Here is a 12,187-nt window from a genome sequence, read left to right as displayed (position 1 = left end):
CCGTGACCTCTTGCGTATTGTCTCTATCACACATACCGCATGGCTGCAGAAAGAGCTCTGACACCATCAAACTTCGTCAAAGAGACACGCTCTGCTAGCGGGTCTTGCCGATGAAGGCGCTCCGTTAAGCGCCGACACAACCCAACCACGACGGCCGCTTCTAAACGCATACGACGATCTCGGATTAAAGACGGCAATGTTCGTGCATAATGATTAAGCCCGTCAACTTGGACGAGCATCCGCTCAAAAACACGCTTCACCCCTGCCGAACTCTGAGATGCGGTTAAATCGTGAAGAGACACACCTTCATCTGCGAGCCAAGGCAAAGGCACATAGCAGCGATCTAGTGTCTTCAGGTCTTTAGACACATCTTGCAGATGGTTCACAATCTGCAATGCCGTGCACAACGCATCAGATGGCCCAAAGCTGGCCTCATCCTCACCGTGAAGCGTCAAAAGGAAACGCCCAACTGGGTTCGCTGAATAACGACAATAATAGAGCAATTCATCCCAACTTTGATAACGGCTTTTCTCCGCATCAAGGCAAAAAGCCTCAATCAAGTCAGACGCCACGTCAAAAGGAAGTTGACGCTCTAAAAAGACCTGACGGAGCTTAACAGCTGTTTGTGCATCAGCGCGCTTTGGTGCTTTTTCTTCACCCAGAAACACTGCACGTAAAGCCTTTAGGCGACGGAGCTTCTGCTCAGATGAAAGGGAAATATTGTCCACCATATCATCCGCAACACGTGCAAAATGGTAGTAAGCATGCACAGCAGGACGCAATGTAGGAGCAATCAGGAACGACCCGACGGGGAAATTCTCATCCCCCATTTTTTTATCCGAGGTCACATCATCAGCGCCCCATACATCATCAACCGCCATCGTTTGTTTGGTGCCTTTCATGTTTCATCCCCGTAGAAACGGCCACGCCATTTCACCCCTGTGCCGCGATAATGATTGACTGCCGATCCAATCGTCGCACAGCTATAAAAACTAGCCACTAATGGCAAAGGGAGAACGCGCCATATAGAGAGGTTAAACCAGCGTAACGTTGGCACAAAACTAACACAGCTCATGGTATAAGCAGCAGCACCGATCCAGCGTTTCTTCCCACGTGAAAACAAAAACAGCCCAACTGGCAGTAACCATACCAATATCATTCCCAGCAACGCCCCCAAAAGCCGCCACGGTGAGTAACGCAACTGCACATAAGCGTTACGAGCGATCATGTGCCAAATATCACCTAAACGCTGATAGGTGCGAATAGACCATGCCTGTTCACTCATCCCCAAATAAAGCCGTCCACCTGCTTTTTTTACATGAGCTCCAAGAGTACAGTCATCAATGAGCGCATGACGTAACGAGCGAATACCGCCAATCTTTTCCAACATGGGCCGCTTCAATAAGATCGTCCCACCAGCCGCACCAGCAATCGGTGAGCGTGGGTCAGCCACCTGACGAAATGGATAAAGGAGCGCAAAGAAATAGACGAAAGCAGGCACTAAAGCACGTTCCCAAAAGGTCACGCAATTAAGCTTCACCATCTCCGAGACCATATCCAGCTTATCGCGCTGAGCACGTACAACCAAAGAGGACAGATGATCCGGTGCATGCACAATATCGGCATCGGTGAGCAGCACGTAACCATCCGGAGAGAGAGTACGCAACGCCTCTTCCTCCCCTTGGTTAACGGCCCATAATTTGCCACTCCACCCTGAAGGATGCGGCTTCCCTTGCACAATGGTTAAACGCTGATGAGGATCGGGTAACGAATGGGCAATATGTGCTGTGCTATCTTCGCTCTCATCATTCACCAAGATAACGCGAAACCGTCCTTTATAGTCCTGCTCCAGCAGTGATGTTAAGCTAGAGGCGATTGAACCCGCTTCATCGCGCGCAGGCACAATAATCGCAATATCAGGAGCTAGATGAGCGCCTCTCGAGAGACCGAAGCCCTCACTAAGCCACGGGCCTCCCACCCAAAACCGTCCGTGAAAAAAAATCAGACCTACCCAAGCACACAAAGACAGGACGGCACCAATAAATAACATAGAACGTTTACCCCACTCTTAAGACATACGCTTATGCTGCCGAAACCATGCGACAGCATCTTCCACTGCCTCTTGAGCAGGACGTGCTTGGTAGCCCAAGACTTTCTCAGCTTTTGCTGAGGAGAAGTACATCAACTTTTTCGACATGGCGAGCATTTCACGCGTTACACGAGGTTCAATGCCGACCGTACGCGCAAGAATTTCGGAGACCAGCGCCACAGGATACAACCAAGACTGCTTCAGCTTAATTGTCGGGGCTTTTCCGCCTGCACAACGTGTTACAATCGCAAACAACTCACCCAGCATCATATTCTGCCCACCCAGAATATATTTCTCGCCGATCACGCCTTTCTCCAGCGCCAAGGCATGCCCTTCTGCCACATCATCAACATGAACAATATTAAGACCCGTTTCGACATAGGCAGGCATCCGCCCTGTCGCACAATCAAGGATCATCTGCCCTGTCGGGGTTGGCTTAATATCACGCGGCCCAACAGGCGTAGAAGGATTCACAATAACTGCCGGAAGCCCTTGCTCTCGCACCAAGCGCAGAACTTCCTGCTCAGCACGATATTTTGACTTCTTATAAACACCAACAATCTGCGCTTCCGTAATCGGATCCGCCTCTGTCGCGGGGATCCCGTTATGCGCTGTGGCTAGGGCTGCAACAGATGAGCAATAAACAATCTTTTTCACACCCGCTTGCTGGGCAGCCAGCATAAGACGGCGCGTACCGTCCACATTCGCCTGCATCATACTCTCAGGGTTCGGTACCCAAAGCCTATAATCAGCGGCAACATGAAAGAGGTATGTCACCCCTTTCAGAGCTTCTGCCATATCGTCTGGACGCGAAAGATCGCCCTCCACATACTCAACGGACAAATCTTTTAAGTTGCTACGATCTGAGGTTGGACGCACAAGTACACGCAGCCGATGCCCTCGCTCAAGCAGGACACGCGCCACAGCTGACCCGACAAAGCCTGTCGCTCCTGTAACAAGAGTAATATCCTCTGTCATGTCGCCTTCCCTTCCTACTCCAGAATAGCGTACGGATATACCTACCCTGTTCTCATTGGGAAAGAGGAAGCCTGTATAAGACGTCTGACAATCTATTGGACGCCCTACACAGAGTAGCCTAAAAGAGCGGGGTATTTTTACGGCATGCGGTGGCTCATCTTGAAGAAAACACTTCCCTTTATTCTCACTCTCATCGGTGTCGTGTTGTTCTGCTTTCTCACATTGAGAACAGGATTACACTCCATTCTTCTTGCTCTCGGCAAAGTTGGGATCGGTGGTTTTATCCTGCTTATTGCCGTTCAATTCGTCGTTAACCTCATCCTTGGGGTCGCCTGGAAGGGAAGTATTGCCGATATTAGTTTAGCACGTCTCACCGCAGCTCGTTTCGTGCGTGACGCTGCTGCGGCTTGCTTGCCCTTCTCACAACTTGGTGGAATGATTATTGGCATCCGTGCAACCACTGCAGGCCACCCATGCCGTACCACAGACCACACTCACATAGGTTGGCCGGAAGGAGTCGCTGCTAATCTCATCGACATTACGACGGAAGTTTTAGGACAAATCGCTTTTATTGTCCTCGCTCTTCTCTGCCTCATTGGCCATCAAGACGCAGGACGTTTTATCTGGCCTCTGTCCATCGCAATGGTTTTGCTCAGCCTTGGCATGGCGGGCTTTATATGGACACAACAACATGGAGGTAACCTCCTTAAACGGCTCGCCTATTTCTTAGCCAAACATACCTCTGCCGATTGGGGCGACGCCCTTACAGGAAATACAACAAACTTCCAGAACTATTTGGATAGTCTTTGGAGCCGTCCTTCGCGCATCGCCTGTGGAGCTGCCCTTCATCTCGCTTGTTGGCTGGGCAGTGCCTTTATGACGTGGCTTTCCCTACGGTTGTTGGGTGTCACCCTCACTTTCTTTGATGCCACAGCAATTGAAGGCGTCGTCTGCGGCATTATGTCTGCCGGCTTCCTCGTCCCCGGTGCGCTTGGCGTACAGGAAGGGGCTTATGTCGCTCTCGGACTAATCTTTGGCATCCCGTCTGACATTGCCTTTAGCCTCTCTCTACTCCGTCGTGGACGTGATATTGTAATCGGGATCCCTACCCTGCTGCTTTGGCAATATTATGAGTTTCATCAGCTCCGCCGCACTCAAAAAACCTCCACATCTTCCTCCTGAGTATCCGCTCCCATGTCCTCGCCGTCCCCGCTTTTTCATACGCTTGCTGTTATCGGCCCAGGCTTAATTGGCTCTTCCCTCCTCCGCCGCGCCCAACAAAACCCAGCCACTGCCCAACGGCTGATTGCCATTGACCAATCTGCTGACGTTCTGGAGCGCGTGAAGAGCCTAGGGATTGCCGATCAGGTAACGACATCTCTTGCTGAAGGTGTGCAGGAGGCTGATATTGTTGTGTCCTGCATTCCAACAGGGGCCGTAGCTTCCGTTGCGCAGCAGGCTTTACCGCATATGAAATCAGGAAGTATTTTGAGCGATGTTGCGTCAGTCCGCAGCACGATCACCCAAGAAATCGCGCCTCACCTTCCCAATGATATTGCTTATGTTCCTGTCCATCCTATGGCAGGAACAGAATATTCAGGCCCTGATGCGGGCTTCTCAACCCTTTTTGAAGAGCGCTGGTGCCTTCTTATCCCTCCTGAAAGCGCCTCTTCTTCTGCCATTGAGCGTGTTGAAACACTATGGCAGCTCTGTGGCGCACGAACACGACGTGTCGAGGCCCATTATCACGACCAGATTTGCGCAATGGTCAGCCACCTGCCCCATCTCCTCGCCTTTACCATTTGCGATACAGCAGACCGTCTTTCTACCGACTTACGTGCAGATGTCTTAGATTATGCCGCTTCTGGCTTCCGTGATTTTACCAGAATTGCTGGATCAGACCCGGTGATGTGGCGTGATATTTTCCTCGCCAATCGTGACATTATCCTCCAAACGCTTGAGCGCTTCCAAGGGGAAACAGCCAAGATGGCTGAAGCAATCCGCACAGGAGATCGCGACGCCATCACTGAACGTATTGAACGTGGGCGGCGCATTCGCTTAAGCTTGCTCGAAAATCTCCAAGCGTAACGTCTCTTTCCGCTCATTAAAAAACCCCGAGAGCCAACCGGCTATCTCGGGGTTTTTTATACGCTCTTTCAGCTTCTTATATGAAGCTGAAAGACAGCATCATCATGATCTAATGGATTAGACCTTCACAACGCTCAGCGCTTTGCTGCTGTCAAGCAGAACAACATGGTCACCGCTCTTCACGACAGGAGAAGAAGCAATCTCGCTCTTGTCAGAAGCTGCTTTCGGGAAGACACCCCAGACCACGCTCAAGCGACGTGCTGTCGTTTCGTTTGTCAGAGCAACAATAGGCTGATGTGGGCGTTCACGAGACACGAGAACAGCACTACGGCCATCTTCTGTCTGCACAGCCAGAGCCGAAGCACCCGCATGACGGGCAACATCACCAGCAGATTTTGCCTGAGAGCCCTGAATGCTGCGCTCAGCAACTGGACGCATATTGTCCATACGAGCACGCCAGTCAGCATCACGCTCAACACGGGAAACCGTGCGTGCCATAATGCTCACAGCATCCAGACCATAGCCACCAGCAGCACTCTCAGCAGAAAGCATTACAGCATCCGCACCGTCATACACGGCGTTCGCAACGTCAGATACTTCAGCGCGGGTTGGTGATGGGCTGTCGATCATGCTTTCCAGCATCTGTGTTGCCACGATCACCGGACGGCCCTGACGACGAGCTTCCTTGATCGCACGCTTCTGAACGACCGGAACTTCCTCAGCTGGCAGTTCCACACCCAGGTCACCACGTGCAACCATCAGCGCATCGGACAGGCGGATGATCTCTTCGAGTTGATCCACAGCTTGTGGTTTTTCCAGCTTGGTGACAATCCAAGCTTGGCCCTTCGCAATATCGCGAGCTTCCTGAATGTCCTCTGGCTTCTGAACGAAGGACAGAGCCACGATATCAACACCAAGAGACAGAGCAAACTTGAAGTCTTTGTGATCTTTTTCAGTCAGTGCTGGGATTGGCAGCGCAACGTCAGGAACGTTCACACCCTTACGTTCAGAGAGCTTACCACCCACCAGAACTTCAGTTTCCAGGCCGTTCTTATCTTTGCTCAGCACCTTAAGGGCCATCTTACCATCGTCCAGAAGCAGACGGTGGCCAACATCAATCGCTGAGATAATTTCTGGATGTGGCAGATTAACGCGCTTGTCGTTACCTGGTGCCTTATCTAGATCCAAACGGAATTTTTGGCCTTTTTTCAGCATCACTGGGCCATTTTCAAATACGCCAACGCGCAGCTTTGGCCCTTGGAAGTCAGCCAAAACAGCAAGTGGATGCCCCACTTTTGCTTCCGCTTCGCGGACCGCTTTATGACGGGCTGCATGCTCATCGTGCGAACCGTGAGAGAAGTTCAGACGGAAAACATTCACACCTGCTTTAGCAAGATTAACAATCTGCTCAGGTGTTGACGATGCAGGCCCGAGGGTCGCAACAATCCGTGTGCGGCGATGATGGTTGTTGGCTGTCATAACATTCCTCGACTTTCTGTGTTCAGTCAGGCTGAATGATTTCACCGGGTTGCACCCCCCACAATGACTGGCGTTCAAGCCAACCATCGTAGCCCCTGACTGTGACATGACACCATGATGACCCCTTTGGGCAGGCTTTGATAGTGCCTACTGTGCCGGGTTCTAGCACAGCGACCACTTTTTGGTTCGCCTCTTGTGAGCTCATCAATGGGACATCATGATTCTGACCACGCAACATGTCCTGTTCTGGCACATAAGCCACAATACGCGGATCTGCATGTTGTGCAGTCGGAAGGCTCGTTCCATCCCCAGTTGGGGACGGCGGGCCGGGTATAACAAAAGATCGACCACCTCGTAGCGTGACCTGATGCACCCAACCCTTCTGGCCGTCTAGGTCTTCAACAAGACGCCAGACGCCAAACTCTCTCTCAATCTTCACGGGATATTCACGGCGATGATACACCCAATCGATCGGGTACCGTTCCCCCGGCCCACGCCGCATATACACGCGATCTGCCCGCAAAGCAGCAAAGCGCGGCAATGGGAGACCCGTTTCACTTCCCTTATTATCGGCAGAAGCCTCTGAGGGCGCCGCAGCACCTGCCTGCGAAGCAGGGGGCGCAATGGGCTTTTCCTTAATCGCTGCAGAGCTAACAGCTCCAGCAACGGCTCCTACCGCAGCACCCTTAGCGGCATCATGTTTCTTATGATGAGAAACATGATGGCGATGCCCTGCCTCTTCCGTACTATGCTGAGCATGACGTGCGTGATGACGGGCCTTCCCGTGATGATGAGTATGATGGGTTGATTTGTGTGACACTCCCTCTTGCCCATACGCAGACACTGCACTGGTCATCAGACCAACACTCACCATCAGCAAAACGCTAGGCGGCAATATACAGCAATAAGAGGCAATCGGCAGCTTCATGCTCTATCCCTGCCAAGGGATGACGTTTTGAGCAAGCCACCTTTCCGATTTCAGAGCAAAAAAATGCTTTTAAAGAAGCAACCCTGCCCTTCAAGAAAAGCGTAGCAGAAGAGGTTTGAGTAGTTTGACACCGTCTTTAGAGCAGCAAAGCAGCAAGGTTCTAAAAAATCTTTAAGAAATCTTTTTCCGCGCACCATTAATAAATCACCGAGAAATGATCCAAAACGGAAGGATCTTCCAACGTGCTGATATCTTGTTCCTCTTTTTCCCCGTGTGCAAAGGAACGCAATAAACGCCGCATCACCTTCCCGCTCCGGGTTTTAGGGAGATTCGGCCCAAATCGGATAAACCTCGGCTTTGCAATTGGGCTAATATCTCGTGCAACCTGTTGCCTCAATTCTTGAGCAATTTGGCGGGCCACCTCTTCTCCATAATTAGTTTTCTTGAGCACAATAAAAGCACATACAGCCTCCCCTGTGCTTGGGTCAGGCTGTCCTACAACAGCAACCTCTGCGACCACATGATCTAAACGACTCAGGGCAGACTCGATCTCTGTTGTTCCTAGGCGATGGCCTGAGACGTTCAACACATCATCTATCCGACCTGTAATCCGAAAATAGCCCGTATCCTCATCTCGCACCGCACCATCACCTGCTAGATACAGGGTGCCCCCCAATTCCTCGGGAAAGTAACTCTGCCGGTAGCGTTCATCATCACGCCAAAGAGTGCGTGCCATCGCAGGCCATGGCGACGCGATCACTAACAGCCCGCCTTGACCCCATGGGCGAGGTTCTCCTGCTTCATCAACGATTACTACGTCCATCCCCGGGAGAGGCAACGTGCAAGAACCCGGAACAAGCGGCGTTACACCGGGGATAGGCGTAATAACGTGACCGCCTGTTTCTGTTTGAAAAAATGTATCAATGTAAGGGCAGCGCCCGTGCCCAACATGTTCGTAAAACCAGCGCCATGCTGTTGCATCAATCGGCTCTCCAACGCTGCTTAAGATCCTCAGTGAGGACACATCATACGATTCTGGGGCATACACATCCTCCTGTGCAGCGGCCTTGATAAGCGCACGAATGAGCGTTGGCGCTGTGTAGAAGGTCGTAACAGCATGGCGCTGGATGGTCTTCCATACTCGACTCGCGTCTGGATAAAGTGGCACGCCTTCCATAATCACTTGTGTCGCGCCGGCTGCTAATGGGCCATACGTGACGTAAGTATGACCGGTAATCCACCCAATATCGGCTGTGCACCAAAAAACATCGCTCGGCTGGATGTCATAAGACCACAACATGGTCAGTTTCGCCCAAAGGAGATACCCCGCCGTCGTGTGCACAACGCCTTTCGGCTTTCCTGTAGAGCCTGACGTGTAGAGAATGAAAAGAGGATGCTCCGCAGAAACTGACACGGGTGCACACTCTGTCGGCTGTTGTGAAACAAGCTCAGCGTAGGAAAAATCACGCCCTTCCTGACGCGGCCATGCTGTTACTGTCCGCTCATATACCAAGATTGTGCCCACATGCTCGCAACCACCTAAAGCGATAGCGTCATCGACTCCTGCTTTAAGGGGTAATTCGCGCCCAGAGCGACATTGCACATTGGCCGTAATGACGGCCACAGCACCTGTATCTTGAAGCCGTTCATGCAGTGCCATGGCTGAAAAACCAGCAAACACCACCACATGAATGGCACCAATACGCGCGCACGCCAGCATCGCAACCACGCCTTCATCCCCCATTGGAAGATAAATCAACACGCGGTCACCTTTCCCTACGCCTCTCTCTTTTAGGGCATTGGCAAGCTGACACACACGCTCGTACAACGTGCGATACGTCACTGACGTGACCTCTCCATCCACCGTTTCAAAGCGGATCGCCACCTTGTGCTCACGCTCAGTCCCTAGGTGGCAGTCAAGGCAATTTACACTCGCATTAAGAGTGCCATCATCGAACCACCGGTAAAAGGGTGCGTGGCTTTTATCGAGAACATGGGAAAATGGATGATCCCATTGCAAATGCTCTTGCGCAAGACGCGACCAAAAGAGCTCCGGTTCCTTCTGAGCTTCCTTACATAAGGCCTCATAAGACGCCATATCTTTAAAAACAGACTGTGACGCATGCTGAAGTGGTGAGTTTATAAGGCGGTCTAACAATAAACCCTGATCTCTCTCATTACTCACCGCGCACACTCCTTAGGGATAGTATCATTTTGAGTGTCGTTACTAAATCACCTCTTCCCTAAGCAGACAAGCACCCTAATAGAGACAAATTTTATCCAACCTATACTTTTGCTTCACAAAAATATTATTTCCTTTTTTTACAGATAGTTATAATAACCTCTTTATAAGAATATAACCTGTAGAGATATGCCTTACACCGAACGCAGCACACTTGAGAGGATGGGTAGTCGCAACAACGACCATCTTTACACGTTACGAGCAATTGAACGCCTCATTGCCCATAAAGAAAAAGCCCGTATCGCTACGGGCTTTTCCAAGACAGTCTGTCATACAGAGCTGATCGGTTTTATTCCCACTCAATCGTACCCGGTGGCTTGGACGTGATGTCGTAGGTTACGCGGTTAATGCCCCGGATCTCATTGACAATTCGACCGGACACGCGAGAGAGGAAATCGAAACTGAACGGATAAACCTCAGCGGTCATGCCGTCCGTACTTGTCACAGCACGCAGAGCACACGCTTGGTCGTAAGTGCGGCCATCGCCCATGACCCCAACCGTCCGAACGGGAAGCAATACCGCAAAAGCCTGCCAGATTTCATCATAAAGACCAGCTTTTCTGATCTCTTCCAGATAAACACTGTCAACCTTCCGCAATAAATCCAACTTTTCGCGCGTGATAGCACCGGGTATGCGAATCGCAAGACCTGGCCCTGGGAAAGGATGACGGCTTACAATCGCCTCAGGAACGCCTATTTCACGCCCAAGAGCACGTACCTCGTCTTTAAACAGCTCACGCAGTGGCTCCACGAGCTCCATATTCATGCGCTCTGGCAAACCGCCTACATTATGATGGGACTTGATGGTAACCGAAGGCCCACCATTAAAGCTTACACTCTCAATCACATCGGGATAAAGCGTACCCTGTGCGAGGAACTGCGCGCCACCAAGCTTCGCAGCTTCTTGCTCAAAGACCTCAATAAACAAGCGACCAATGGTTTTACGCTTCACCTCTGGGTCTGTCACACCCTCTAACTCACCCAAGAACAGATCAGACGCATCGCGATGAACGAGCTTAATATTGAAGCGATCACGGAAGGTTTTTACCACCTCATCCGCTTCTCCAGCACGCAAAATACCCGGATCAACAAAGATACAGGTCAGCTGATCACCAACCGCATCATGAATAAGTTTCGCGGCAACGGAGCTATCCACGCCCCCGGACAAGCCGCAAATCACCTTGCCATCACCAACCTGACGGCGGATACGCTCAATTTCCAGATCACGGAAACCTGCCATTGTCCATGTTCCTGAGCAGCCCGCAACATCATGTGTGAAGTTACGAAGCAACGCTGCACCGTGCGGGGTATGCACTACTTCTGGATGGAACTGCACACCATAGAACTTGCGTTTTTCATCAGCGATGATGGCAAAAGGAGCGCCTTCTGAATACGCTACCGCTCTAAAACCTTCTGGAATCGCCGCCACACGATCACCGTGGCTCATCCACACCTGCTCTTGCGTACCCCGCGCCCATACACCGTGGAACAACGAACATTCTTCAGCCACATCAATGGTGGCACGCCCAAATTCACGATGATCATGCGTTTCAACACGACCTCCCAAATTATGGCACATGACCTGCTGACCATAGCAGATTCCCAGAATCGGGCGTCCCATTGTGAAGACATCTTCAGGAACCTTTGGCGCATTCTCATCATGAACACTCGCCGGGCTCCCTGAAAGAATAATCCCGCGCGGGTTAAAGTCGCGAATCTTATCGCTGCTCACCGTGAAGGGCCAAATTTCACAGTAAACGCCACTTTCACGGACACGACGTGCAATAAGTTGTGTGACCTGGCTTCCAAAATCGAGGATCAGAATCCTGTCTTCATGGAGGGTCTCATCAAGCTGTTGAAGGGAATTCGCATTCTGTTGCGTCAAGATTCTGACCTCGCCTTTAAGATGTGGCATGATAGAGTAGGTTGATAACGCCCTTTATAGAACGGCTCATAGGGTGTCGTCATCCTTAACTATCACAGCATTCTCTCATTTTAGGGGTTCTCATGCGTCTGGCAGTGCTTCCTTCTCTCCTCGCCCTTGGCCTTCTTACGTCTTGTGAGACACCAACCGCAGCGTCAGACCCTTACGGCACATGGGTTGGAAAGCTCGTTACCGATGAAGGGCAATGCCCCACAGACGAACTCTCCGCTTTTAGAGTGCGTGGCAACAGCATCGTTTTTAACCCAGGCCTAAACTCTTCTGTTCTGCGCGGCTCTTATAAAGAGGGAGACCAGCACTATCATGCCGAGCTCGTTGATAAGGGCATGAACAATACGCCCTACCGCCAGGTTTTTGATGGTTACCCCGTAGGCCAAGGGATTGGTGGAACATTACAAACGCCACGTTGCCGCGCCCACATCACCCTTGTCCGCCGCTAAA

11 protein-coding genes are annotated in these 12,187 nt (G+C 51.3%); 4 read left to right on the top strand and 7 right to left on the bottom strand.

Annotated features, from left to right (window positions below; all coding sequences use genetic code 11):
* Positions 1-26 precede the first annotated feature (26 nt).
* From hpnC to hpnA, 3 genes are read right to left on the bottom strand one after another with little or no spacing between them, the layout of a single operon-like run.
* Positions 27-902 carry a squalene synthase HpnC gene (gene hpnC / locus GS535_RS06720; RefSeq protein ID WP_237442219.1) on the bottom strand — a complete coding sequence of 292 codons (876 nt, stop codon included), beginning with the start codon at positions 900-902 and terminating at the stop codon, positions 27-29.
* Positions 899-2,050 carry a glycosyltransferase gene (locus GS535_RS06715; protein ID WP_160791339.1) on the bottom strand — a complete coding sequence of 384 codons (1,152 nt, stop codon included), beginning with the start codon at positions 2,048-2,050 and terminating at the stop codon, positions 899-901. Before GS535_RS06715 ends, hpnC begins: the two co-directional genes overlap by 4 nt.
* Positions 2,051-2,068: 18 nt before the next feature.
* Positions 2,069-3,067, bottom strand: coding sequence for a hopanoid-associated sugar epimerase (gene hpnA / locus GS535_RS06710; protein WP_160791338.1), 999 nt, complete (start codon positions 3,065-3,067; stop codon positions 2,069-2,071).
* A 144-nt stretch (positions 3,068-3,211) separates the two neighbouring features.
* Here hpnA and GS535_RS06705 point away from each other — a divergent pair, with 144 nt between their 5' ends.
* Together GS535_RS06705 and GS535_RS06700 are read left to right on the top strand one after the other, a co-directional pair.
* The gene (locus GS535_RS06705; protein WP_160791337.1) at positions 3,212-4,249 is read left to right on the top strand and encodes a lysylphosphatidylglycerol synthase domain-containing protein; all 1,038 of its coding nucleotides are present in this window, start codon (positions 3,212-3,214) and stop codon (positions 4,247-4,249) included.
* A gap of 12 nt (positions 4,250-4,261) precedes the next feature.
* On the top strand, positions 4,262-5,155 hold the full coding sequence (locus GS535_RS06700) for a prephenate dehydrogenase/arogenate dehydrogenase family protein (protein WP_160791336.1): 894 nt from the start codon (positions 4,262-4,264) through the stop codon (positions 5,153-5,155).
* 117 nt (positions 5,156-5,272) lie between these two features.
* On the opposite strand, the gene pyk is transcribed toward GS535_RS06700, so the two are convergent.
* The 3 genes from pyk to acs all read right to left on the bottom strand — a co-directional run bounded on the left by pyk (position 5,273) and on the right by acs (position 9,747).
* Positions 5,273-6,634 carry a pyruvate kinase gene (pyk, locus tag GS535_RS06695; protein WP_160791335.1) on the bottom strand — a complete coding sequence of 454 codons (1,362 nt, stop codon included), beginning with the start codon at positions 6,632-6,634 and terminating at the stop codon, positions 5,273-5,275.
* A 22-nt stretch (positions 6,635-6,656) separates the two neighbouring features.
* A complete protein-coding gene (locus GS535_RS06690) occupies positions 6,657-7,562 on the bottom strand; it encodes an SH3 domain-containing protein (protein ID WP_160791334.1) in 906 nt (301 codons plus the stop codon).
* Between the two features lie 196 nt (positions 7,563-7,758).
* Positions 7,759-9,747 carry an acetate--CoA ligase gene (gene acs / locus GS535_RS06685; RefSeq protein WP_160791333.1) on the bottom strand — a complete coding sequence of 663 codons (1,989 nt, stop codon included), beginning with the start codon at positions 9,745-9,747 and terminating at the stop codon, positions 7,759-7,761.
* 186 nt (positions 9,748-9,933) lie between these two features.
* Here acs and GS535_RS06680 point away from each other — a divergent pair, with 186 nt between their 5' ends.
* Entirely contained in the window at positions 9,934-10,131 is a 198-nt protein-coding gene (locus GS535_RS06680) for a hypothetical protein (RefSeq protein WP_160791332.1), read from the top strand.
* Here the strand turns inward: GS535_RS06680 and guaA are convergent.
* Complete coding sequence (gene guaA / locus GS535_RS06675) at positions 10,094-11,719, bottom strand: glutamine-hydrolyzing GMP synthase (RefSeq protein ID WP_237442218.1); 1,626 nt, start codon at positions 11,717-11,719, stop codon at positions 10,094-10,096. The genes GS535_RS06680 and guaA overlap by 38 nt on opposite strands.
* Before the next feature lie 92 nt (positions 11,720-11,811).
* Between guaA and GS535_RS06670 the strand changes: the two genes are divergently transcribed.
* Entirely contained in the window at positions 11,812-12,186 is a 375-nt protein-coding gene (locus GS535_RS06670) for a hypothetical protein (protein ID WP_018979281.1), read from the top strand.
* The last annotated feature ends 1 nt before the right edge of the window (position 12,187 follow it).

The organism is Saccharibacter sp. EH611 (genome assembly GCF_009834765.1).
Classification (GTDB): domain Bacteria; phylum Pseudomonadota; class Alphaproteobacteria; order Acetobacterales; family Acetobacteraceae; genus Saccharibacter.
This window is presented reverse-complemented; position numbering and strand designations above follow the sequence as displayed.